This window comes from Ligilactobacillus sp. JN-6 (Y).1 (assembly GCF_058111525.1).
Genome location: NZ_CM176599.1, coordinates 251,557 through 277,176 on the forward strand (window position 1 = coordinate 251,557; position 25,620 = coordinate 277,176).

20 protein-coding genes and 1 other annotated feature are annotated in these 25,620 nt (G+C 40.8%); of the genes, 4 read left to right on the forward strand and 16 right to left on the reverse strand.

Annotated elements, in window-relative coordinates; translation table 11 throughout:
* Nucleotides 1-45 precede the first annotated feature (45 nt).
* From AC3XNE_RS01280 to AC3XNE_RS01315, 8 genes are all read right to left on the reverse strand, one after another.
* Nucleotides 46-1,281: an ArgE/DapE family deacylase gene (locus tag AC3XNE_RS01280; protein WP_489832448.1), complete on the reverse strand. Its 1,236-nt coding sequence runs from the start codon at nucleotides 1,279-1,281 to the stop codon at nucleotides 46-48.
* A 101-nt stretch (nucleotides 1,282-1,382) separates the two neighbouring features.
* On the reverse strand, nucleotides 1,383-3,260 hold the full coding sequence (locus AC3XNE_RS01285; protein WP_489832449.1) for an ABC transporter ATP-binding protein: 1,878 nt from the start codon (nucleotides 3,258-3,260) through the stop codon (nucleotides 1,383-1,385).
* Nucleotides 3,257-4,990 carry an ABC transporter ATP-binding protein gene (locus AC3XNE_RS01290; RefSeq protein ID WP_489832450.1) on the reverse strand — a complete coding sequence of 578 codons (1,734 nt, stop codon included), beginning with the start codon at nucleotides 4,988-4,990 and terminating at the stop codon, nucleotides 3,257-3,259. Before AC3XNE_RS01290 ends, AC3XNE_RS01285 begins: the two co-directional genes overlap by 4 nt.
* A gap of 502 nt (nucleotides 4,991-5,492) precedes the next feature.
* Entirely contained in the window at nucleotides 5,493-6,833 is a 1,341-nt protein-coding gene (locus AC3XNE_RS01295) for a M20/M25/M40 family metallo-hydrolase (protein ID WP_489832451.1), read from the reverse strand.
* Between the two features lie 105 nt (nucleotides 6,834-6,938).
* Entirely contained in the window at nucleotides 6,939-8,558 is a 1,620-nt protein-coding gene (locus AC3XNE_RS01300; RefSeq protein ID WP_489832452.1) for a peptide ABC transporter substrate-binding protein, read from the reverse strand.
* Between the two features lie 113 nt (nucleotides 8,559-8,671).
* Nucleotides 8,672-8,904 (reverse strand) — a binding site (T-box leader).
* Nucleotides 8,905-9,056: 152 nt separating this feature from the next.
* Complete coding sequence (locus AC3XNE_RS01305; RefSeq protein WP_489832453.1) at nucleotides 9,057-10,364, reverse strand: zinc-ribbon domain-containing protein; 1,308 nt, start codon at nucleotides 10,362-10,364, stop codon at nucleotides 9,057-9,059.
* A gap of 278 nt (nucleotides 10,365-10,642) precedes the next feature.
* A complete protein-coding gene (locus tag AC3XNE_RS01310; RefSeq protein ID WP_489832454.1) occupies nucleotides 10,643-11,659 on the reverse strand; it encodes an alpha/beta hydrolase in 1,017 nt (338 codons plus the stop codon).
* Between the two features lie 21 nt (nucleotides 11,660-11,680).
* Nucleotides 11,681-12,415 carry an SDR family oxidoreductase gene (locus tag AC3XNE_RS01315; protein ID WP_489832455.1) on the reverse strand — a complete coding sequence of 245 codons (735 nt, stop codon included), beginning with the start codon at nucleotides 12,413-12,415 and terminating at the stop codon, nucleotides 11,681-11,683.
* A gap of 91 nt (nucleotides 12,416-12,506) precedes the next feature.
* Between AC3XNE_RS01315 and AC3XNE_RS01320 the strand changes: the two genes are divergently transcribed.
* The 3 genes from AC3XNE_RS01320 to AC3XNE_RS01330 all read left to right on the forward strand — a co-directional run bounded on the left by AC3XNE_RS01320 (nucleotide 12,507) and on the right by AC3XNE_RS01330 (nucleotide 13,998).
* Nucleotides 12,507-12,911 (forward strand): MerR family transcriptional regulator, encoded by a 405-nt coding sequence (locus AC3XNE_RS01320; protein WP_489832456.1) that lies wholly within the window; start codon nucleotides 12,507-12,509, stop codon nucleotides 12,909-12,911.
* 229 nt (nucleotides 12,912-13,140) lie between these two features.
* The gene (locus tag AC3XNE_RS01325) at nucleotides 13,141-13,644 is read left to right on the forward strand and encodes a flavodoxin family protein (protein WP_489832457.1); all 504 of its coding nucleotides are present in this window, start codon (nucleotides 13,141-13,143) and stop codon (nucleotides 13,642-13,644) included.
* Between the two features lie 45 nt (nucleotides 13,645-13,689).
* Nucleotides 13,690-13,998, forward strand: a complete 309-nt coding sequence (locus AC3XNE_RS01330) for an MGMT family protein (RefSeq protein WP_489832458.1) — start codon at nucleotides 13,690-13,692, stop codon at nucleotides 13,996-13,998.
* 167 nt (nucleotides 13,999-14,165) lie between these two features.
* Here the strand turns inward: AC3XNE_RS01330 and AC3XNE_RS01335 are convergent, their stop codons facing one another.
* From AC3XNE_RS01335 to coaA, 7 genes are all read right to left on the reverse strand, one after another.
* Nucleotides 14,166-15,143 (reverse strand): LacI family DNA-binding transcriptional regulator, encoded by a 978-nt coding sequence (locus AC3XNE_RS01335; RefSeq protein ID WP_489832459.1) that lies wholly within the window; start codon nucleotides 15,141-15,143, stop codon nucleotides 14,166-14,168.
* A 119-nt stretch (nucleotides 15,144-15,262) separates the two neighbouring features.
* Entirely contained in the window at nucleotides 15,263-16,528 is a 1,266-nt protein-coding gene (locus AC3XNE_RS01340; RefSeq protein WP_489832460.1) for an MFS transporter, read from the reverse strand.
* A 23-nt stretch (nucleotides 16,529-16,551) separates the two neighbouring features.
* Nucleotides 16,552-17,970 (reverse strand): glycoside hydrolase family 32 protein, encoded by a 1,419-nt coding sequence (locus AC3XNE_RS01345; protein WP_489832461.1) that lies wholly within the window; start codon nucleotides 17,968-17,970, stop codon nucleotides 16,552-16,554.
* A 209-nt stretch (nucleotides 17,971-18,179) separates the two neighbouring features.
* On the reverse strand, nucleotides 18,180-18,386 hold the full coding sequence (locus AC3XNE_RS01350) for a hypothetical protein (RefSeq protein WP_489832462.1): 207 nt from the start codon (nucleotides 18,384-18,386) through the stop codon (nucleotides 18,180-18,182).
* Nucleotides 18,387-18,467: 81 nt separating this feature from the next.
* Nucleotides 18,468-19,349, reverse strand: a complete 882-nt coding sequence (locus AC3XNE_RS01355; RefSeq protein WP_489832463.1) for an alpha/beta hydrolase — start codon at nucleotides 19,347-19,349, stop codon at nucleotides 18,468-18,470.
* A 219-nt stretch (nucleotides 19,350-19,568) separates the two neighbouring features.
* A complete protein-coding gene (gene guaA / locus AC3XNE_RS01360; RefSeq protein ID WP_489832465.1) occupies nucleotides 19,569-21,122 on the reverse strand; it encodes a glutamine-hydrolyzing GMP synthase in 1,554 nt (517 codons plus the stop codon).
* Between the two features lie 106 nt (nucleotides 21,123-21,228).
* Complete coding sequence (coaA, locus tag AC3XNE_RS01365) at nucleotides 21,229-22,152, reverse strand: type I pantothenate kinase (protein WP_489832466.1); 924 nt, start codon at nucleotides 22,150-22,152, stop codon at nucleotides 21,229-21,231.
* 179 nt (nucleotides 22,153-22,331) lie between these two features.
* On the opposite strand from coaA, the gene AC3XNE_RS01370 reads away from it, so the two are divergent.
* A complete protein-coding gene (locus tag AC3XNE_RS01370) occupies nucleotides 22,332-22,898 on the forward strand; it encodes a GDSL-type esterase/lipase family protein (protein WP_489832467.1) in 567 nt (188 codons plus the stop codon).
* Between the two features lie 277 nt (nucleotides 22,899-23,175).
* Here AC3XNE_RS01370 and helD read toward each other — a convergent pair whose 3' ends face one another.
* Nucleotides 23,176-25,479 (reverse strand): RNA polymerase recycling motor HelD, encoded by a 2,304-nt coding sequence (helD, locus tag AC3XNE_RS01375; protein WP_489832468.1) that lies wholly within the window; start codon nucleotides 25,477-25,479, stop codon nucleotides 23,176-23,178.
* Between the last annotated feature and the right edge of the window lie 141 nt (nucleotides 25,480-25,620).

The window sequence follows — 25,620 nt, forward strand, 5'->3', positions numbered from 1 at the left end:
TTTATGCTTGTTATTGAGATTTAACCGATAACTCTTAATTTTTGTCTATCTTTCAGTTCCATATTGTACAAAGAGCTTCTTGTAGATCTCTATAAAATCGAAAAACATCTGTTCAGAAACATATTCGTTGTCTTGGTGCGGCGTATCATTCCCCGGACCGTACACCACAACTGGAAAACCATTTGCTTGATCAACTAAGAACTGTGAAGCATCAGTACCACCAGAGATACCTTCACTGATCAGATCATATTTCTGATAATCGGAAACACCTGCACCCTCTGCTTCATGTTTGAGCTGCTGAAAATCATCTTCAGAAAGCTGTAGTTGAGAAACATATGGCTTGGCAATTTGATGAATCAAGGACAGCAACTTAGAATCCTTATCTCCCAGGATCGGAATAATATCCATATCTACACTCAATGAAACTTGTCCGTTCGTCTTTGAATTATAATTGTCGATAACCTGTTTAAATGCAGATAGGATCTTTTCATTTTCAAGCTCAGGGATCGTCCGCAGATTCAATTGTGCCTGCGCTTTTCCTGGGATCGCATTAACTTGATTACCACCATGGATGGTATCAATATTAAAAATCGTCTTTCCTAAAACGTCATTACTAACACCGTCAGAAAGTTCCTTGATCTTGGCTTTAATATCATTTAAAACATTCAACAAATGTTCAACTGCATTGTTACCTAAGTAAGGCATTGAACTATGGGCTGATTTACCAGTTGAATCGATAGTTAAGTCTAGTTCACCTTTGCTAGCAAAAACAGTTCTGAAATACCCGGATGGTTCGCCGATCAGCAAGGCATCTACATCTTTGAGATAACCCTTTTGTTGAAGTAATTCTGCCCCTGGCTGTCCTACTTCTTCACCTGCTGTTGCCATAAAGCGGATCGTACCCGAAAAATGAGCGTTACTTTCTTTTAATTCCAAAAGTGCAATGACCAGTGCAGCCAAGCCTGCTTTCATGTCTGTTGCCCCACGCCCATATAACTTATCGCCGTTCTTGGTTAATTCAAATGGATCAGTATCCCAATTATCACGGTCAACATCGACGACATCCATGTGACCAGATACCGCTAATACAGGATTGCCTGAACCGATCTCAGCAACAAGATCAGACCGGTCTTTTGTACCTGGCAAAGCAACTAACCAGCTCTTTATACCAGCCTTATCAAACAAGCCTTTCAAGTAGTTCGCAACTTCCGTTTCATGATCGTTGACAGACTTAAATTTTACCAGATCTTTTAAAATTTTTGTCTTTTCATTATTCTCCACAAAATCGCTTCCTTTAACCACAAATATCCTACACAATTAATGCTAATTTTCAAGCTTATCTTAGTCAAGCTAGGTGGCTTCGCCGGTAACTAGAAAACGATCTACTCTAAAGTTAATGTCCCATTATACAAGTCATAATACATACCATGTTCTTGGATCAATTGGTCATGGTCACCGGCTTCAATTATCCTGCCATCATCGATCACCAAAATTAAATCCGAGTTAAAGATCGTGGAAAGTCGATGGGCGATCGCAAATGATGTCCGCCCCTTCATCAAGTTTTCTAAACCAGTTTGAATTTGTCTTTCAGTTTGCGTATCAATATTTGAAGTTGCTTCATCGAGAATCAAAACAGGCGGGTCAGCAACTGCCGCACGTGCGATCGCTAACAGTTGTTGTTGTCCTTGCGACAAATCAGATCCGCTGCCGGCAATCTTAGTCTGAAAACCATCGGTTAATTTTTCAATAAATGGTGTGGCCAGCGCAAGATCAGCGGCTTGTTTTACTTCATCATCAGTCGCATCTAAACGCCCATAGCGAATATTATCCGCGACCGTCCCAGTGAAAAGATGAGTATCTTGAAGGATCAAACCCAAGGCTTGTCGTAAATCATCCTTCTTGATATTTTGAATATCAATACCATCGTAGGTGATCTGGCCACGTTTGATGTCGTAAAAACGATTTAAAACATTAATGATCGTGGTCTTGCCCGCACCCGTCGGACCAACAAGTGCAATTTTTTGGCCTGCTTTTGCATCAAAAGTAACATTATGCAATACTGTTTCTTCACCGTAGGCAAAATCAACGTTCTCAAAGTGAACATTCCCTTTTAACAATGACAATTTCTGGCCAACATTTGCTTGTGGCTGGCTCCAGGCCCAGCTGCCTGTGAATTCTGTAGTCTCGGTCAATTGACCTCTTTCATCTTGGTGAACATTGACAAGTGAAACTTTCCCATCGTCCGTTTCCTGTTTTTGGTCTAATAAAGTAAATATCCATCTAGTCCCTGCCATTCCTTGAATAATAAAATTCAATTGTTGTGAAGCCCCGGCGATCGGCTGACTAAATGAACGGCTTAGCTGTAAAAAGGCCGCGATAGTCCCTAAGGTCAATGTTGTTTCACCATGGATCGCCAAGGTCCCGCCCACGATCGCAACTAAGACATACAAGAAATTACCAATATTTGCCAGGATCGGAAAAACGGAAGTTGAATAAATATTAGCCGGCGAGGCAGCATTTTGCCATTCATCGTTATAATCATCGAAATTCTTCTGTGACTCTTTTTCATGAGAGAAGACTTTAATGACCTTTAACCCGCTCAACATCTCGTCGACAAAACCATCGATCTTACCAATTGCAGTTTGCTGCTTTTGGTAATACAGCCGACTACGGTAAATCAAAAAGCGAACCAGAAATAAACCCAGTATAAAAATAAACACGGAAATCATAGACAAACGCCAGCTCAAAACGAACATCATCGTCAGAGAAAAGGCAAAACTAAGTACTGAATTGATCAGTTGCGGAAACGCCTGCATTATCATCTGCATTAAGGTATCAATATCGTTAGTATAGGTACTCATCAACACACCGGTGTTTGTATTATCAAAATATTCCTGTGGGAGGCCTTCCATATGTTCAAACATTTGATCTCTCAATCTTTTTTGAATATTTTGACCCGTGGAAGCCATGATCTGCGTATAGATGAGAGAGGCAAAGACTCCTACCAAAAATATTGAGCCCATTACAGCGATCGCCCCTAGCAGCGGTGCGAAGTTAGGCTGCTTTTGCCCGACCAAAGGAGTAACATAACGATCGATCAAAAACTGAATAAAATATGAGCCTAAGACCATTGATAAAGCACTAACTATGATCCCCATAATGGCAGTGGCTAAACGTCCGCCAAAATCTGTAAACATCATCTTCAACAAGCGCTTTAAAGTTGACCAATCGACGGCCTTCTTTTCAGATTTTTTCTTCATTTTACCCCCTCCTCACTGCGCTCTTGAGATGCTGCCATCTGCCGATAATGCTCATTGTTTTTCATCAGCTCTGCATGTGTGCCTGTGCCGGCGATCCGGCCATTTTCCATGACGACGATCAGGTCAGCATCAGAGATCGAAGCCACGCGTTGCGAGATAATAATTTTCGTCGTGTGCGGGATCCGCTCACGCATCGCACGTCGGATCTGCTGGTCAGTATTAGCGTCAACAGCACTGGTCGAATCATCTAAGATCAAAACTTGTGGCGACTTTAAAAGTGAGCGAGAAATGCTTAGCCGTTGCCGCTGCCCGCCTGATACTCCGGCACCATTTTGTCCTAGTTTAGTTTGATATTTATGGGGTAACTTTTGAATGAAATCATCGACTTGAGCTAACTCAGCAGCTCGTTTAACTTCTTCATCTGTAGCATTCTCGTTTCCCCACAACAAATTATCTTTGATCGTACCAGAAAATAAGACACTACTTTGCAAAACGATCGCTACACTGTCACGTAATGCTTTAAGTTGATATTTTTTAACATCTTGACCTGCCAGCGAAACTTTTCCGCTAGTCACATCGTATAAACGTGGGATCAGTTCCACTAAGCTCGACTTACCCGCGCCGGTATTACCGATAATTCCTACTAGTTGGCCGCTTTTAATGTGTAAATTGATCTCCGACAATTGCTGGTGATCCAGATCACCACTATAACTGAAATCAACATTATCAAAATCGATCTGCCCGTTTGACACCTCAGTTAATGGTGCTGGTTTCTCCGTGATCGTCGGCTGTTCTAAAATTGTTTCTGAAAGCCGTTCGGCAGAAGTTTGTGCGATCGTAAGCTGGTTAAAGATCCCCGACAACATCATCAAACTGATCAGGATCTGCATTCCATAGGCTGCCAGACTGACAAGCTCACCTGTCTGCATCGTACCGCCTACGATCATCCGGCCACCGAACCAAAACAATGACAACAAAGTCATATTACTAACAAATTGCATTAAGGGCTGATTAAGTGCCATTAATCTTTGGGCAAAGGAAAAATTATGATAGATATCCTGTGAAACTGTTGTAAATTTCTTGTTTTCGAGCCATTGGCGCACGTATGACTTAACTACTTTAATGCCTCGAATGTTTTCACTCAGTACTTGATTCAGGTCATCATATGCATGAAAAACTTTCCAAAACAACGGATGCGCCTTATGAATGATCAGCCCTAAACCTAAAGCCAAGATCGGTATTGCGGCGACAAAGATCAACGCCATTTGTGCGTTAACTGTAAATGCTAAGATGACTGAAAAAAGCATCATTGAAGGGGCACGGATCGCTCCTCTGATCAGTTCCTGGTAAGCATTTTGCAAGTTGGTGATATCAGTCGTTAACCTAGTTACTAAACTTGCTTCGGAAAAACGATCAATATTAGCAAAAGAAAATCTTTCGATATGAGCATACACATCATGCCGAACATTGTGAGCAAAGCCCACTGCCGCTATACTAGATAGCCGGCTAGCGCCTATCCCACAAGACAACGAGATCGCCGCAATGACCAGCAAGACCACTCCAACACGGTAGATAACTCCGAGATTGCCTGGAGTGATCCCATCATCAATGATCTGCGCCATTAAAAACGGCAGCATCGTTTCACAGATCGTTTCGATCACGACCATTAAAGATGAAATTATCGATGGTGCCTTAAATTCTCTGATAGATCTAGCTAATACTCGCAGCATTGCCTCACCTTCCCACTTTTTAATCGAGCTACTCATGCTTTACTTAGTACTTTTCTCTGTTCTTATAGTGGAGTTCCGAAACTCAGATAAGTCTGATAATGCTCGTTTCTTGGGCGTCCGCTCTGTGTTGCTAATCGAGCTACCGCAAGCCAAGCCTTTCCGCTTATCCAAGTTAGGCACTACACCGCTGAAAAGCGCGGTATAGTGCCTAACTCCGATAATGCTCGAGGCTTAACCGGCTTGCTCAGCTCTGTTTTGATAAATCGTTTCCACCTTCCATCATATTATATTTCCGTCGTAAAACTCCACCAATATACTCAATATTTGAATGTCTTTTACTGATATCAATTACAGGCCTCAACCAAACTGTTAGACTGACAATTATTATGGACAAACAGCTGTTAAAAAAGTCGTTATCTGCTGGAGTAAGCTTCACTAGATAACGACTTCTACATTTATTCTACTTAATTAAAGTACGTGCTATGCCGGCACCTAAAAACCATTACTGCGCTGCGTACTTGTTCAGTAGTTGATAGAAATACCAACTGCCATCCTGATAGCCTTTCAAACGAATATGTTCATTCGGAGCATGTGGCCCATTTCCACCATAGCCGATCCCGATCTCGACTAATGGAACTCCGAGTTCCTCAACAAACTGTGCGGCTGGCCCACTGCCTGCTGAGTTCGGGATCACCGTCGTCTTGTCTTTGCCATAAACTTCTTGTGCGGTTTCCACATTCATTTTAACAAATGGATCTTCCAAGGAAGTTCTAAATGGTTGCTCGCCAATGACAAAGGTCATTTTGACATCGTCAAAACCTTGCTCATCCAAGTATTTTCTGATCAATTCAAAAATCGTACGCGGATCTTGATCAGGAACTAAACGGCAATCAAATTTGGCCAAAGCATAGCGTGGGATCACCGTCTTGACACCTTCCCCTTCATAGCCGGAACTTAATCCATTGATCGTCATAGTTGGTGTATTGATCATGGCATAGGCTGGGTCATCCGTCACAAATGGTCTTTTCAATCCAAACTGGTCCTTGATCGCCTGGCCGTTAAATTCCATTTCGTCAACGGCTTTTTGTGCTGCTTTTTCAAGCGGCATCACATCATCATAGAAACCAGGAACTTGAACTTGACCATTAGCATCCTTCAATGTATTCAGTGCTTGAACCAAGCGCCAAGCTGCATTATCGGCGTAACTGGCTGTCGAAGAATGAAGGTCCTTTTCGGCGGTTTCGACTTCCATATCAAAAGAAACTACACCTTTCAAACCTGCGGTGATCTGGAAACGTTCATCGTCGTCCTTGCCGCCGCCTTCCCAGATACAAGCATCAGCTGCCAGCTGTTCTTTGTGAGCATGGACATAATCTTGCACTGTCGGACTTCCGACTTCTTCTTGGCCTTCAATGATGAACTTCATCTTCACCGGAAGACCGCCATTTTCTTGATAGTACTGCACGAGTGCCAGTCGTGAGATCAGTTCGCCTTTATCATCTGCCACCCCACGTGCGTACAGTTTTCCTTCTCTTTCAGTCGGTTCAAACGGCTCTGAGTCCCATTCATCCAACGGATCAGGCGGCTGTACATCATAGTGATTATAAAAAAGGACTGTTTTGTCAGCATGCCCAGAAAATTCAGCATAAACGACTGGATTGCCACCCAATTCATGCCAAATTTCAACCTTCTTGGCACCTATCTCTTTAAATTTATCTTCAAGCCAGGCAACCGTCTTGTCAATGCCTTTGTTTTGAGCTGAAATACTTGGGATCCGCAGATAGTCATAATATTCTTCCAGATGTTCCAGCATAAATTGTTTGAATTGTTCTTCTTGAGCCATAATATTCCTCCTAGTAAGTGCAAAATTTTCTTGATACTGTTTTTGAGCTAAAAATCAGTTTAGCAACTTTGAACTTGTCATTTTCACCTCTTTTTTCAAACTATCTTATTTCCAATAGGCATATTTATATTGTGCGTTATTGACCAACGAGTATTGCAGACCGCCAACTTCTTTGCTGACCAGTTTGCCTTCTGCTGGCTGATAAAGCGGCACAACACCTTTGACTTCCATCAAACGTTTGTCGGCAGCAGCGAGGGTGTCATACCTAGCTTGCCCATCTGTCTGCCGTCCTTTTTCTAACAACTGATCATATTTTTGATCATTCCAGTTGGAGAAATTGATCGTGTTATCCTTAGCACTCAAGTTAAGGAAATCCGCAGAATCCAACCAATCAGTCGTCCACCCCAGCAAACTCACTTGGAAATTAGTGTCAAACTCACGGTCGATATGTTGGGCATGTGGCAGCGAGGTGACTTTGATCTTCAAACCCTTGAAGTTCTTTTCTCCCACAGATTGAATGTAATCCGCAATGTGCTTGTCCTCATCCGTATCATCGATCATTAGGTCAAGCGTGACCGACTTTTTACCTTGCTCTTTCAGGTAAGCATTCCAATATTGCTTAGCCTTTTTAACGTCCGTCGGCAAAAGATTGCCCACATCGGCGGCCATATCCTTACCGTTTTTAGGGTTTTTCTGGTCTCCACGAGCTACCATATTCAAAGCCGGTTGCGAACCATCCTGCAAAACGTTTTTCACGATCGTTTTTCGATTGATCACGTATGAGAGAGCCTGACGCAAGTTCTCAGAGTTAGTGGCCTTATCCTTAGTATTGAAGTAAAGGTAGTTCATTCTGCCAAGAAGACGCTTTTGCATCTGTGGATCGTTCTTATTTCCCTTAACGTACTGTCCAGTCAAAGTCGCTTCTTGCAATTTCTTAGTCTTAAACATATTGACGGCTGTATTTTGTTCTTTGGTGACTTTAGACTTGATATCCTTGATCCTGACCTTTTTAGCGTCCCAGTATTTAGGATTCTTGACGTAATGCCAAGTGGTACTTGTCCCGTTCCATCCTTTTAACTTATATGGTCCATTTGACATCGTCTTCGCTGAACTTGTACCGTACTGCTTACCGTATTTTTCAACAGTCTGTCTTTGCAACGGATAATAAGCGATTGCGGCCAGGTAGTTGAACCACGGTGTCTTTCTAGCGAAATCGATTTGCAAGGTCCGCTTGTCCAAAGCCTTAGCCCCAATTTGGCTGGTAGGTACTTTTCCACTTTGAGCCTCCGTAAAATTCTGAACATTTTCATAAGCGGAAGTATTCTGTGCGTTAGTCTTTGGATCTGCTATCCTGCGAAATGCATAAACAAAATCTTGCGCGACGACCTGCTTACCGTCCGCCCACTTAGCATTTTTCTTAAGCTTCAGTGTATAGCGCTTACCATCGTTAGTTGGTTTAACGACCTTTTCAGCAACACCCGGAACGACTTTTTCATTCTTCTTATCAAATGTGTAAAGTCCCTCCATCGTTTGACGGATCATCGCACTACTATTAGTATCCGTTGATTTATTTGGATCAGCAGTCATCGGCTCACTTGGAAGCATGACATTTAAAGTTTTATCTTGGCTCGAAGATTTCGCGTTACTGCTATTACCGCATCCTGCTAATAATAAAGAAACACCACCCATTAAAATTATTCCGATCCCGTAACCTTTACTTCTCATACTTCCATCTCCTTCGTTAAAGTGCGCTGCTAGCAACTCTTTAAGTATTTAAAACTAAACTCATCAGTCAATAAAACACCAAAAAAGGCGCCCTTTCAGAAATTTTATCTTTCTGAAAGGGCGCCTACTGCGCGGTACCACCTTTTATTGTTGAAGCCTCACAAACAAGGCAAGTCAGACGACCGACCTAGTTTGCGCATTTTAACGATTGCCATCGTGTTAGCCTACTTTTAATTCAACTAACAACTCAAAAGGGAGTTTCCCACAAACATTTACCGCTCTCTTCCAGCAATTCAAGCTCTCTGTAGGTCAAATGCTCAGGTACTTGCTTTTTCAACGTTTTATTTTCTAATCAGCTAATTAATTGTTTTTAATCTTAACACGCTGTTTTAATTTGTCAACTCAAATTTTAAAAAAGTTGATCGGAATGTTTCCGACACTCCACTAGTGCCCGCGCTCATTTAAAACTATTTCTAGCCGTTGGCACAGTTCGTTAAACTACTTAGCCAACAGTTCCTGATAATCTCCATCTGTGCGGCTACGAGCAATAGAAACTGAACCGTTTTTATTATGAAATGCGTAATCAGTGATATTTTTCTTCGTGTGAACTAAAGCACTGTTGGTTTTGACTTCACGTTTCTTGCCATCTGAATCTATCACTGTAATACGTTTGGTAGAGATCGAACGATACTGCATTGGCGTACTAGCAATTTCCTTACCGTGTGCATCATATTCAACTTCGCGACCTGTTCCGCTTTGATCATCCAATTCATACTCAGACCTAGCCGCAGAGGATGGTTTGTGACTTGCCATAATGCTGCCATCAAAAGTTGTCTTGTTCAAAACCTCGGTGCTGACAGAATATTGTCGTGAAGAAGGATCATCTTCATCATCTGCTCCTGGATCTTCTACCTCTTCTTCCTCGTCTTTTTCCTCATCAGTATCTTTTTTATCAGCATTAGCTGACTTGTGTTTTTTATCATGCAAAGCCAAAGCAACATTTCGCTTAGGGCCCATTAGATCCAACAAGACAGACTTCTGTTTTTCACTACCACCAACGACTCCTTTTGCCTTAAAGACATAAGTACCCGGAAAATAAGGCCCGACCTGATACGACTTTTTCTGCTTTTTGGAGGTAAAGACTTTCTTGTTACCCTGGTAAAGCCTCGTCCCCGCGTGATTAGTTTTCAACGTGGCATAGGCAGCAGTGACCTTAATTTTGTACTGAGGGAAAACTAAAAAATAGTGACCATCTTGCTGCAATTCAAAATGGTGATAACTCTCAGCATTATTGAGGCTGGATTTTAAATTAGCCAATTCTTCTTTATGCGTTCTAAAATATTTCTGGGTCGGTTTTAAATTAGCTGCTGATACCTTTAAACTGGGATCATCCGTGGTAACGTGGTTTTTAAAGTCGCTACTTGCAGGGATGGTCTTAACGATCCGGTCGACTTGCTTTTCGACGCTATAATAACTTCTACCCCACAGATAACCGCCTAATAACAGAACTACGATAATTATTCCACTGACCCACCAAAGTTTTGGTTTTTTACCACCAGATCGCCGGTTCTTGGCTTGGTTTGGAGTTTTTTGTCGCTTAGTGCTTTGTTTATTTTCGTGACCATTTTCAGTCTCTGGATCGGTCGCTTGACCATTATTTACGCCTGTCCGTCTCGAGTTCGAATTCGCCTGTTGCTGGAATTTTTGTTCCTGCAAATACTCCTCAACGTTATAGCCGCAATTCCCACAAAATTGCGCGTTTTCTTTAAGTAGCTGTCCACAATTTGGACAAAACAATTTCTCCATGATAGTTCCCCCTGCTCTATCTTGTCTCGCTTACTAAAACAACTTGCAACTATCATAATAACAGAAAAGATTTGGTTTAGGTTAACAAGCTTTCAAATTAGCATGATATAGGCTATTTAATTTGGCTTTATCCATACTACTAAGAGCAGCTCAAAAAAGTAAAGGTTTGTGCTATGGTAACAAACGAACTTATTACGATTTTTATTGAATTCAAAAAAGGCACTACCATACAACCTTGTCAGTCTGCTTGATAGTACCTAAATTCACAAAATTATGAATTATTCAGTTTTTAAATTCTCTTTAAAGAAGTTTTCAAATTTATCAAATGGAATTAAATTTGTTTTGTCATATAAATCTGTATGAGTTGCATTGGGCACGACCACTAATTCTTTTGGATCTTTTAATTCGTCATAAGATTTTTCAGCCATGTAACGAGAATGAGCTTTCTCACCAGTTACGATCAGTGATGGACGAGGGGATATCTCAGCAATTTTCTGTTGCAATGAAAAGTTATAGTATCCCCACGGACTAGTAGCTGCCCAGGCACCATTTGAGTTAATTGACCTAGGATGGAATGCACGCTCTTTATAATAATGGAAAAAGTCTGTTGTCACCGGATCAGAATCTTCATCCAAAACGTCTGGCAAGACACTTGACGAGTGTATCGGTCGATCATTTTCATCAAAAGATAATTCGTGCGGACCACCTTCATGAGAGTTAGTTTCAGCATCATGCCAACGTTGAATGGCTAAATAATCCCGTTCAATATCCTGCTGCTTTTTAGTCTTAGAATTGTTAAGTCCTTGCCACATTGATTCTCCCATATCATACATAACGCTTGTGGCAACAGCTTTGATCCGCTTATCAATAGAAGCCGCAGTCAAAACATGACTTCCTAATCCACAGATCCCAATAGCACCTATTCTTTCACGATCCACATAATCTTGCATACCAATGAAATCCACAGCAGCTGAGAAATCCTCTACGAAAATATCTGGTGAAGCCATATTACGAACATTCCCAGAACTTTCTCCCGTAGTAGATTGATCAAAAGCTAGAGTCACAAACCCACTTTTCGCCAATGTCTGTGCATATAGGCCACTTGACTGTTCCTTAACTGCACCAAATGGGCCAGATATTACAACCCCTGCATATTTTTTCCCTCGTTCAAAATTGAATGGTAGATAAAGATGGCCCGCTAAAGTAAAACCGTATCTGTTTTGAAATTTAACATCTTGCACATCTATTTGTGGGTCTACAGTAAATACACGCGTGTCATTTTCAATTCTATTCATAAAATAACTACCTTCCTTTAATTAAACTGGCTGTTTGATAGGCCGGATAATAATTTCGTTAACATCCATATTGTCAGGTGAAGCAATTGCGTAGGCAACGGCACTAGCTACATTTTCAGCAGAAATTCCTATTTCCTTTTCATTTTTCAACTCACTTTGTTGTGTAGCAGTGTCTGTAGATGATTTATATAACTCAGTTGCAACAGCACCAGGGGATACGATCGAAGTTCGGATCCCGTCGTTGTGATGTTCTTGACGCAATCCTTCCATAATTGCTCGAACAGCAAATTTTGAACCATTGTAAACAGCCAAACTTGGAACTACAACATGCCCTGCTACTGAATCAGTGGCAATAATATGGCCATTTTGTTGCTTTTTCATAGTTGGTAAAACAGCAGCAATGCCATTGAGTACTCCCATGATATTAACATCTAAAACACGCTGCCACTCATCCCGAGCGCCTTTAATTAAGGGATTGATCGGCATGACACCAGCATTATTGTAAAAAACGTCAACCTTGCCAAAATGATCAAGAGCAGTTTTTACTAATGCACTAACTTCATCAAAATTTGTAACATCAACTTTTTGTGCAACAATTTCCTCATCAGGATATTTGTCTTTTAAAGCATTCAACTTGTCTAAACGACGCGCACCAATGACTAATTTTGCGTGTTGCTTTGCAAGAGTTTCAGCAGTTGCGGCACCAATTCCACTTGAAGCACCTGTAATAATTATGACTTTATTTTTGATCGACATAAGCTTTTCCCCTTTCAAATGCATATGATATAATCAGCTTAATACCTAAAGTCGGCTTTAGGTCAAGCAAAAGCAAGAAAGGAAATTTAATATGACGAAGACTTATTCAATTGGTGAAGTGGCTAAACAGTTTAATTTAACAGTTTCTACTATACGTTATTACGACAAAGAAAATTTGATCCCAAATTTAAAAAAAGGCACAACAGGAATGCGAGTATTTACACAAGAAAATGTAGATACGATCAACATTATTGAATGTTTAAAAAAGTCAAACATGTCTATCAAAGATATCAAAATATTTATTCAATGGTGTAAAACTGGTGATACCACCTTACAACAGCGTCTAGAAATGTTTCAAAACCTGCGTCAGTCCGTTCAAGCAAAAATGAACGAATTAGAGAAAACATTGGACACTATTGAATATAAATGTAATTACTATACCCAAGCAGTGGCCGATGGGACAGAATCATATGTAAAGGCAAAACAGTACTCTTAAAATTTTTAGACTATCGAAAAAATTCCTAAACATAGAAAATGGTTTTACAATCTGTGTATTTTCTATAAAAATATTTTTATGCACTTCATGTTCACATTTCAAAATTACTCATTGCTAGTTCTTGCTTTGTAACCTAGCTTTTTTGCAACTTTCTTCTTTACCTAAAGTGAACTTCATGGTTTACAATAAATTCATGCAGTGACAAATAAAGAAAAGTAGGTGAAGATCTGTGACTATAGAAATTGCTTATTATTCATGGTCTGGAAAAACTAAGCGTGTTGCACAGCTTTTGCAGCAAGCCATTAACGGACGACTTTATCAAATCAAGGCCATACCGGGAACTTTTTCAACTGATATGGATCGAACATCAAAAATTGCTGATCAGCAACGTCAGACAAATGATCTACCACAGCTGGATAAAAGAATTCCTGATTTAAGCGATGTAGATATTTTGCTGGTGGGCGGTCCAGTTTGGTCAGGACAATTAGCAACACCTTTATTGTCTTTTGCGCATTCGGTTAATTCATTCCCTAATGTGGCTCCTTTCTATACTAGTGTTGGCAAAGATGGGAATTATGAGATGTTTTTTCAAGAACAATATGGACATGATCTTATACCAGGATTACGCTTAACATCTGAAACTCTTGATCATGAACAAGAGCTGAATACAAAAATTCAGCAATGGAGCGAAGTAATAAATGATAAATATAAGACAATAAACCAGCATAAATGAGACAGTTGCAGTTTTAAATATAATCGTCCGACAAGGAGGCAGTCCGTGAAACGCGTGTTAGATGGAAATTTGATATATGAGATCCTCTCTGCTGTTAGTGAAATACCGGAAGGCAGTGTTGCCACGTATGGACAAATAGCCCGCCTGATCGGCAGGGAGAAAAATGCACGTTTAGTCGGCAGAGTTTTAAGCATGGCCGAATTTTATGGCAAATTTCCGTGTCACCGTGTAGTTGATCACTCGGGCAGATTGGCGCCGGGTTGGGATGGACAAGCTGATCTGCTCCGGAATGAAGGCGTCAGTTTGAAAGATAATGGTCATGTTGACCTGAAAAAATATCAGTGGGATTACTGATGGACAGAACCGCCATTAAAACGACCGCATACTAAAACATCTCAGTGTTCGAATTAATAACGGACACTGAGATGTTTTTGTTTTGTAAATATTTAATACAAGTCCAAGCACTCTCAAAAAACTACTTCACTCAAAGAAAATACCATCTTAAGCGAACCTGTCTAAACTCAAACAGTCGTCCCTTTTTTCAAATAAACGTCAAACTTATACTCATCTTTTGTCTGTCCACCGTTCATCTTTTTTTCCAAAATATTGACTGCCTCATCCGCCATTTTCTCGACTGGTTGAACTATAGTTGATAATTGCGGCACTAACTTTTGCACCATATCTGTCCCATCATAACCCACAATTTTAAGGTTCGTCGGAATTTTGTAGCCTAATTTTTTAGCAATGTTCATAATCAAAACCGCATCATAATCATTCGCAGCAAAAATCCCATCAACTTCCGGATGCTCTTTAAAGATCCTACGAAAAACCTCCTCTTTTTCCGCAACAGAAATATTAAAGTCAACTGTGTAAGTTACAGGTTTTAATGCATGTTGTTTCATAACATTTTCATAGGCCACGCGGCGCATCTGATCTGGTGTTTCCGACTCCAAGGGACCATCCGTGTGCACGATATTTTTCGCACCATTATCTAATAAGGCTTCTGTGGCCAAAAGTCCTCCCTGGTAGTTGTCAGATTCAATGATCGGCACAGTCTCACTGACTTTCCTTTCCACCGCAACTACTGGCAGCTTAATATTGTCATATTCAGTAATGCCTCTGTTGTGTGTTCCCACAATCAATCCATCCACCTGATGCCCTAGAAGTTGTTTTAAGTATTGTTCTTCCTTAAGAGGATCATTCATCGCATTACCGATCAACACTTTAAATCCGTCTGCGAAAAGCCTAGTTTCAAGATAATGTGTCAATTCACCAAAAAAAGGATTTGAGACAGTTGGTATCATGATGCCCACCAAGCCGGTCTTATTATTATAAAGTTGGCGCGCGATCGTATTAGGATGATAATTTAGTTTTTCGATCGCACTTTCTACTTTCGCGATCGTTTCTTGACTAAGATAGCCCCTCCGATTTAACACCCGCGAGACCGTAGTTTTAGAAACTCCCGCAACACGAGCCACATCCTCTAATTTTACTGCCATAACATCCACCCTAGAAATTCGTATTAGTATTAACTATCATACCATGAACTTTGATCCAGCAACCACAAAAAGCTTGGAAAGGCTATCCTCCCAAGCTTTTTCTATACTAATGTTTAAGCCTATAGCGGCTGACCTGCAACCCCTTGATCGTCTTTTTTTAGCACGAAGAAAGCGTAGATACCAGCGACTAAAACTATTCCTGAAATAACAAGGAAAGTTTGATTATAGCCGATCTTATCATGCAATGCGCCTAAAGGTGTTGAAAATACAATTTGTCCGATTTGTGCGGCAATCTGAAAACCAACCATATAAATCGTAGATGAAACACGTGTGTCAAAATGCAGGGTAAAGTAACGAAACATTGCTAATGTAAAGAAGGCTGTTTCAGGCGCATGCAATAACTTAACGAGTGAAACACCTAAGGGATTCGTGACCAACCCACAACCACCGATCCTAATGATCATGATAAAGACTCCTAAAAACAAAGTCTTTCTTACACCAAGCTTTTTCATTACTATTGGTGCGCAACCCATCATGACTGACTCTAAGAAAACTTCAATTGAATTCAAAATACCATAAGCGTGATTACCGGCCGCAGCCGTATCAAAAAAATGAGTGAAAAACGCAGGAAACATCTGTTGATCAAAAACGGTGTAAAATGTCCAACTTAAAACGATAAATCCAATTATTTTCCATAAATCGCCGATTTTAAAAACTTTAAAGATTTCCTTCATCGAAGGTGAAGTTTGTTCTTTGCCAGTTTCCGTTTGGTTTTCATATTTGGCGATAACTTCTTCATTTTGGGGTTTGGCAAATAGGAAAATCAATAACAACACAACACCAATACCAGAGGCTACCCAAAAAAGTAGGAAAGGATCAATAGTGAATAAGAATCCTGCCAGCAAAGCAGAAACAGCATATCCAAATGAGCCCCAAGCACGCGCTTGCCCGTATTCAAAATTATAGCGACGACTCATCCGCTCGATGAAAGCTTCAAAAGTTGGTGAAGCTGATAGAAAGGCTGCAGACAAATAAACTGAGCCCAAAACAACACCAACAAAGAAATGACTTTTCAGTAAAGGTGCATAAACAAACTGGAAAAAGGGGCCTAGTAATATTTCCAGTATCGCGCAAAAGACAAGCAGTGTTTTCTTGATCCCTAGTCTATCCTGAATCGTGCCATATGCCAACATCAAAACCATAGTTACTGCTGAATTAAAAGAATAGATCGTTCCAACTTGTGACCCGCTAAAATGAAGGTCACTGGTCAACCATATTTGGAAAAAGGACCACCAGATACCCCAAGCTGTGAAAAACAGCAGGATCGTAACAGAATTTTGCAAATAAAATGGATTTTTAAAAGTACTTTCTTTATCTTTTGACATAGCCAAACATCCTTCCTGTTACTTTATTTCATAGAGTACGCCTTAACCGCCACTTCTAATTCCTGGTCCGCAGATAAAGTGATGCTTGGTGTCTCCTCGACATAATAACGTTCAGAGAAAACAAGTTCACCGTCATTGATGAAGATCTCGATCGAACTGGTATCAATGAACACCCTAATTTGCAATTCATCGGCTTTTGAAATACTGCCGTAACGGTATGGATCTTCACCAGTGCGTTTTAAAACAAAATGATTATTTTGCTTGTCAAAAGTTAAAGCCAGAACTTCTTTTGCGGCAACTTTCAAACTCAATTTAAACTCATTACCAGCCCATTTAGCTAAATCTGCGTTTAAATTTAATTCGGTATGCTGCGGATCATTGACATCGACCGTACTTTCCAGCACAGACAAAGTCTGATCAAAGGAAGTTTCTTGGCGCAACTGTTCGACTTCTTTAACAGGATTCATATACAAATGATCATTTCGCAATTTTAATTCGCGTGGTAAAGTCAACGCACCAGACCAACCGTCAGCTTGCTCAGGCATGTCCGATTCCCACATAGCCATCCAACCAAAAACGACTCTTCTATCATCCGGTGTCAGCATTGTTTGAGTTGCGTAAAAATTATGACCATGGTCTAATTCAGTAAAATTATTACGGGTGAACCTATTTTTTTCATAGTCCAATTTTCCGACAAAATAGCCGGTATTATGCAGGTTCAAGTATTTTTCGCCTTGTGGCTTGATCCCCTGAGGAGAACACAATAAAATATCTTTACCACTTAATGTGAAAAGATCAGGACATTCCCACATGTATCCTTCGCTGTCGACATCATGTGCTTCTGCGATCGACCCTAAATAGTCCCAGTTCAAAAGGTCTTTAGAACGATAAGTAAGTACCCGACCTACTCCTTGTTCATTTTGGCTACCAATAATAACGTAGTATTCATCCCCATGCTTCCACATTTTAGGATCACGAAAATGTTGTGTATTTCCTTTTGGAGGCGTAGGTATCACAGGATTATTTTCATATTTGGTAAAGTTTATTCCATCGTCACTATACGCAATGTTTTGATTTTGCCAAAAATGATCCGGATCATTGTCATCATAGTAATTATTGCCGGTATATAGTAAATAAAGTCGATCATCCTTCACGATCGCGCTGCCAGAAAAACACCCGTCTTTGTCTTCCGGATCTCCCGGTATCAAAGCAGCAGGTAGGTCTTCCCAAGTTACGAGGTCCTTACTACGCGCATGCCCCCAGTGCATCGGTCCCCAATATGCACCATAAGGATAATATTGATAAAAAATATGATAGTAGTCCTTAAAAAAGACAAATCCATTTGGATCATTCATCCAACCTGAGGGTGTAGAAACATGATAATTTAAACGATATCGATCATTTGTTATCTTAACGACTTTTTCTGGATCAACTTTCTTCATAATGATCTATCCTTCCATAATTTGACAATGTTAACATTTTTAATAAGCGCTTACAAAAGATAGTATAAAACCGCTGTCAACATATGTCAACCGGTTGTCATATAAAATTGATCCATTATAAAAGCCCAGCAAAATAGCCAGGCTCGTGCATAATCAATAATTATTATTCGTTTCTATTACTTTCACAGCAAATTCTATTTTCTAAATTATTACTTGACCTTCTTTGGTCTAACAAGGAAAGAAAGAATTAAAGAAAAGATCGCCAGCATTAACGACCACCCAAAAATACCATGTATCCGATTATATGCAATGATCAGTGTCAGTCTCCACAAGTCATGATGAAGTAATGCATTAACAAAAATACCAAATGTCAGTATCCAGAGACAAATCGAGAAAATTTTCAAAAAATTTCTCATTATAACAACCACCTTATTTTGGACTAAACAAGAACCCCCTATTCCAATAGTTGATACTTCTTCTGACGAAAATTTCTTTTATTACCCCTTCAAATGTTTCTTAAAGAAGGCAACTTCATCATCATTTGCCTGAGTAGCAATGTCATCTTTTTGATCGATCAAAAAGACATGACCACGTGGATGATCTTGGTCACCATATTCTTGATAAATATGCTCTATACCCTTACCAGCTAGAAAGCCATCGAGTTTAATGGCTGTATCTTGCAAAAAGTCTTGCGTTGCTGTAGAAATATAGGTCGGCAAATAATCTTCATTTATATATTTTTCAACATCCAGCATGTCACGCTTATCTTCCACCGCATCCGGGCCAAAATAACCTTGTGCTAACAAATTATTATCAATCTTTCCTGGATCTAGCAAAAATGCTTCAGCACTATTTAAAGCTGCTGCTCGAAAAGTCAGTTCAGGAAGTTGATAACCAAATTTCCTGCGATAAACTGAATTTTGCAAAATGGCAACGTACTGTTCTGCCATTTGCCCCCCTGCGCTATCTCCAACTAAAAAGACATTGTTAGTGTCTAAATTGTACTCAGCGGCGTGTTCAGCTACCCAATGAACATAACAGTCAACATCATCTAAGGCCTCTGGAAAGCTAACATCCGGTGCTAAACGATAATTCGCATTAACGAAAGCAAAACCGCGCTTAGCCAGCCCTAAACCATAAAACTGATAAGTTTCTTTTGTCCCGTATACCCAGCCGCCACCATGGATATTAATAATGGTTGGTATCTGACCATCCACATTTTTCGGGAGATAAAGGTCTAACAAATTCCATTTAGGGTCCGGTCCATAGAAAATATCATTGATTCTCTGTACTTCTGGAATACTTTGCGGTAGACCTTCATCTCGTTTGTCATCATTTCTTTTCCACTCTGCTAGTATTTGTTGAATTTCTTGTGCCACTTTTTATCTATCATTTTAAGATCTCCCTTTATAATGTACAGTTACATTATATCTAAAAGGTCGTGGGTTTTCTAAAGAGAAGTTCTTTTGAAGACAATACAGAAATCAACACTGAATTTATTTCACCAAAACCCGCATGAACTTTTTCTCGAAGAAAATTTCACGCAGACAAAAAAGCCTCTAAAGTCCTTGATATAAAAGGACTTTAGAGGCTTTTTCCTATTCCCACTCAATTGTAGATGGTGGCTTGGAAGTAATGTCATACACTACACGGTTAACTTGAGCAACTTCGTTCACGATTCGCACGGAAATTTCTTGCAAAACATCCCATGGGATCTGAGCAAAGTCGGCGGTCATACCATCGATCGAGTTAACGGCACGGATCCCGATCGTATAGTCGTATGTCCGGCCATCACCCATCACCCCAACGGATCTAAAGCCTGGCAAGACGGTAAAGTACTGCCAGATTTCTTTATCCAAATCATGTTGAGCGATAACTTCACGCAAAATTGCGTCACTGTCGCGTACGATCTCTAACTTGTCTTCAGTGATCTCACCGATAACACGGATCCCTAGGCCAGGACCTGGGAACGGCTGACGCCAGACAAGTTCTCGTGGCATGTCCATTTTCTCGCCTAATTCACGAACTTCATCTTTAAACAAGGTGTTCAATGGTTCGATCAACTGAAAGACCATGTCTTCTGGCAAACCACCAACGTTATGGTGTGATTTGATCGTTTGAGCAGTATCAGTTCCTGACTCGATCACATCAGTATAAAGTGTGCCTTGTGCCAACCACTTAACACCCTTTAATTTGATAGCTTCATCGTTAAAGACTTGGATAAATTCATTACCAATGATCTTTCGTTTCTTTTCTGGGTCAGACACACCCGCAAGCTTATTCAAGAAACGTTGCTGAGCATCAACTTTGATGATGTTTAAGCCAAATTTGCCGGCTAAACTGTCCATCACAAGCTGCGCCTCGTTTTTACGTAATAAGCCATGATCAACAAAGATACATGTCAGCTGATCACCGATCGCCTTATGTAATAAGACACCGACAACTGACGAATCGACCCCGCCTGACAAGCCCAGCAATACTTTATCATCGCCGACTTTTTCACGGATCTTTTCGATCTGCATATCAATAAAGTCGTCCATCGTCCAATTGGAACGAGCTTCACAGACATCAAATGCAAAATGACGCAAAATGTCATTGCCGTATTCTGTGTTGCGCACTTCCGGATGGAACTGGAGACCATAGAATTTCTTGGCATTATTTGCCATCGCAGAGATCGGGCAATTAGCACTCGTTGCTGTCGAGACAAAGCCTTCCGGAACTTCCGTGACCAAGTCGCCGTGACTCATCCACACAGCCTGTTCCTCAGGTAAGTTTTTAAAAGTCGGTGCCTGTTCATCTGTCACCTGGATCAAAGCCTTGCCATATTCTTTATTAGACGCACTTTCGACCTTACCACCCAATTCATTTGCCATGATCTGCATTCCATAACAGATCCCTAACACTGGGATACCAAGATCAAATATCTCAGGATCGACATCAAAAGCACCATCATCATAGACACTGTTGGGACCGCCGGAAAGAATGATCCCCTGTGGTGCCATTTCCTTGATTTCAGCCGCTGTCAGTTTATGTGACAACAGCTCAGAATAAACGCCGAATTCACGGATACGCCGTGTGATCAGCTGATTATACTGACTCCCGAAATCAAGCACGATGATCTTGTCGAAGTCCTGCATATCAACTTTAGCCAAGATATTCACCTCATCTTAAATTTTGCACTCTTTACTCAGTTAATTGTACCGGCTGAGCCCCTAGCGGTCAATGTTTTCAGAAGAAAAACCGGACAAAAACGCTATCTTAGACGAACTTTCGTAAATATAGTTCGTCAACCAGGTGGTTTTCGCCCTTATTCAAAATTAAATCTGCGCGATTTCTGGTTGGCAAAATATAAGAGTGTAAATTTTTATGATTAACATCTTGCCAAACGTTCTCCGCCATTTTAAACGCAGCCTGTCGGTCACCGATTGCATACCCATGGTAATAGTCATTAGGTTCATCTTTGGCCCGATCCAAAATCAAGTCAAAACGTTCCATATACCACTTTTTGATCAATTTCTCATCAGCGTCAACATAGATCGAGAAGTCAAAAAAGTCGCTGACAAAAATCTTCTGGTTACTAGGTAACTGTAAAACGTTGATCCCTTCTAAGATCAAAATATCCGGCTGATCGATCAGATCATATTCTCCTTCTACACGGTCATAAACCTGGTGAGAATACACTGGAGCCTTGGCGGGAACACCATTTTTGACATCATTGATAAAGTTGATCAAAGCCTCCATGTCGTAACTTTCTGGAAAACCTTTGCGTTGCATCAGATGTTTCTTTTTCAGCTCTTCAGAGGGATACAAAAAACCGTCGGTCGTGATCTGTTGGATCTTCTTATCTGGAAAAATATCGATCAAGAGATCTCGTAATAAACGGGCAACCGTACTTTTCCCAACGGCAACTGACCCGGCGATCCCCAAAATAAAAGGTGTCGGTTTGTGCTTGATCCCTAAGAAGTCAGCTAGTTGATCTTGACCGTAATCACGTGCTTCCATCCGCATCCCCAACAAATGAACAAGCGGCATATAAATTTCTTCTACATCTTTTAACGAGATCACATCATTTAATGACTTGATCCGCATCAGTTCCCGGTCAGATAAGGGAACATAGTGATCCCGGTAAAACTCACGCCATTCGTTACGTGGGATCTGATAATAATTAAGTCGATTTTTCATTAGTGATAAACGCCTTCCACATTTGATTTTAAGCATTCGCTATGCATTATAGCATACTCGACGCGGATTGTATCGCTTGTTTACCGAAAATTAAAACGCTTACTAAAAGTCAACATTTGGTAACAGCGTGCTCACTTATGCTATAGTGAACTTAAAAAGTTCCAAGGGATGAAAAATTTATGCAAAGGATCATTTTATTTGGTGACAGTATTACTGCTGGGGCAACTCATGGCTACCCCACGTCAGTCTTTACCGACAAATTACAACAATCATTAGCACCGTCTCAAGCAGATATCATAAACCGCGGCGTGTTAGGAGATAATACTCAGGGTGGCCTCGCGCGTTTGCAGGCAGACGTGCTGGGCCATGATCCAGACCTAGCTGTGATCTTTTTCGGGACAAATGACGTCCAAGTTCCGAAAATGACTCTACGTCAATATCAAAACAACCTAGAGATCATGATAAATAAAATCGGTGCTTCAAAGTGCATTTTGGTCACACCGGGGATCACGGGCCCCACACGACAAGAACATCGCCCCGTCGAAAAACTGCAACAATTTGCGTTCGCAACTATCGAAACCGCCAAGTACATGCACGTACCTTACATTGACTGGTTCGCGGGAGCCGTCAAACATTCTTCGACTGAGTTATTGCAAGATGATGATCTTCACTACGCACCGCGCGCTTATGACTTGTTGTTAAAACAACTCACACCGGTTATCGAACAAAAACTATCATTAGAATAGCCACAAATATCAAACTGCAGTGTAACGTTGATCATTTTCGTTAGACTGCAGTTTGATTTTGCGTAAATTCTTCTTATGACCGGACGTTTATTTGATGTACTTTGGGCCGGTCGACCGCTGACCGGACGCTCTTTTCTCATAGTTCGGGCCGGTTGCTGCTTGACCGGACGTTCATTTGCTATACTTCAGGCCGGTCGATTCTCCAGTCAGGGTTTTTTAATTCAAATATGTAAAAGGACCAAATCAGAACTTCTGACTCGGCCCCTTTTAGTATCAATTACAAACGATCGATCAAATTATAACGTTCTGCTGGTATATCAGCCATCAGCGGAGTTAATTTGCCTGCTGAAAAGATGTTCAAACGATGCATAGCACGAGAACAGATCGTGTAAACTAACTGCCGTTCATCTTCCCGGTGATAGTTCTCTTCGTTGGCATTCCAGACAATGATCGCGTCAAACTCCAACCCTTTAGCAAGGTAAGATGGGACAACGATCGTACCTGGGACCAAGCGTTGGTTCTCGGTTTTGATCGCAGTCACTGCTTGGCCTAATTCTTTCAGGTTGGCAGTCAGCTCCTCGGTCTCTTGCAAATTCTTCGTAATAATTGCAGTGGTCATCTTATCTTCTTTGTTTCGGTCTAGTTGCTCAGCAACATCTTGCACCATACGCTGCTGGTCCAAATCGACTGTGACTGTTGGCAAATCACCAGTCCTATCAAACGCCTCAACTTCTTCACCATTTTTTAAAATATCCTTACTGAAATCTGTGATCTGCTGAGTTGAACGATAAGACTTTGTTAATTGAACCACCTGAGTTTTTTCAGGATCAAACATGGTACTCAATTCATCGAGAAGTGAATGACTACTTTCTTGGGTGAAGATCGACTGGTTCAAATCACCCAACATCGTGAATTTAGCCCTTGGAAATTCTTCTTTCAGCAAGGCCAATTGGTAAGCAGAATAATCTTGGATCTCATCAATAAAGACCTGACGCATCTCCAAGTCGCCCCGCTTACCAATGATCTGATCAAACAAATAAAGGTAAGCCGTCACGTCTGTCAATGAAATGTTGCCTTCTTTCATTTCTGCAACCGTCTTATCAACTGTTTTTTGCCAGTCATCTTTGGTCAAACCAAACTCTCTCAAGTCTAACAGGTCAGGCAAATGACGCAGAAAATGGGTATATTGCCCATTAATGTTGATGAAACGATTGCGTGTAATAGCCCGCTTGATCGTTTGAAATTCGCGTGTTACGTATTCACGCGTTAAAAAGGTCATTTCTTTATCGCCATTGGCAAAATTACGCGGATGGTCACCGTATAATTCATTCAACTCATCTTGTCCTAGGTCCTGGACAGCTTTTTGTACCCGTTCTGTCCGCGCTTCACGGTTGACCTTGCTGCTTAGCTTCTTCAGTAAAGATTCACGCGTTGCTGATAAACGATTGCGCAGATTATAGTTACTGTTAAAGCTGTAATATACGTCTTTAATCTGCTCTTTACTAAAGAAAGGCTTGCCACGAAACATAATATTCTTAAAGTGCATCCCATTATTATTCAAGAAGTCAGCATAGGCCTTAGTAGCCTTAAAGAAGCTCAAACTATCCTTCAGATCCTTGACAGCTCGGTCTCTATCATCGTTACTTTCTTCAAAGCGCTCCTGCAAAGTCTCAACGTGCAGTTTTGGCACTCGCCTTTTAGCGTATTGATAGAAAGTCATTTGGACCATGTTTTGTTCGCCTAGCTCTGGTAAAACTTCATTAATATAGTCATTAAAGAGCTGGTTAGGTGAAAACAAGATCACCTGACTCGAACTTAAATTGCCCCGATAACGGTATAAGAGGAAAGCTACACGTTGAAGGACTGCCGACGTTTTCCCGGAACCAGCAGCCCCTTGAACGAACAAGAGGTCTGACTTAGTATCGCGAATGATCTTATTTTGTTCTTTTTGAATGGTCGATACAATGCTTTTCATCTTGGTGTCAGACGACTCATCCAAAACCTCCAGCAACATCTGATCTCCGACCGTTTCATCTGTATCAAAAACTGTCACGATCGTGCCATCTTCGACCATAAACTGCCGCTTCAACGTTAGTTCAACATTCTGCTCACCATCAGGAGTGTCATAAGAGACCTGGCCTAAGCCGCCTTCATAATAGATACTTGAGATCGGTGCACGCCAATCATAAATCAAAAAATGATCCGGCGAGTCCGTAAAAGAACTCAGCCCGATATAAACACTCTCCGGCTTACTTTCGCCATTTTCCTGAAAATCGATCCGTGCAAAATACGGCGTCCTTTCCAAGCGCTTCAGCACATCTAATTGCTGGGTGGCTCGACGCCAATTATTTTCTCTTTCTTGAAGCATGGTTTGTTGCTGGCGGACCGTCAAAGCAGTTTCCATCATGCCTGAATATGTCCCCGTTTTGATCCGCACATTATTTTTAAAATCATTCATGATCGCTTGCTGATCCTTGCCAGCACTATCAATATTTGCCTGGCTTTTCTTTTCAGCCTGCTTGATTTTTCCAACGACCTTATCCATTCGTTGTTGCTCTTTTTGTTTAATAGTCAAACTCATGCCCAACGCCCCCGTTTGGTTTAAAATCTAATTAAATATTTTATCATCATTTGGCATTTGCTACAATTAAAGTCCATTATATTGGGCTGAAAGTTAAATTACTTGTACAATGAAATTAATGCCTGTAGACTATTATCTTAA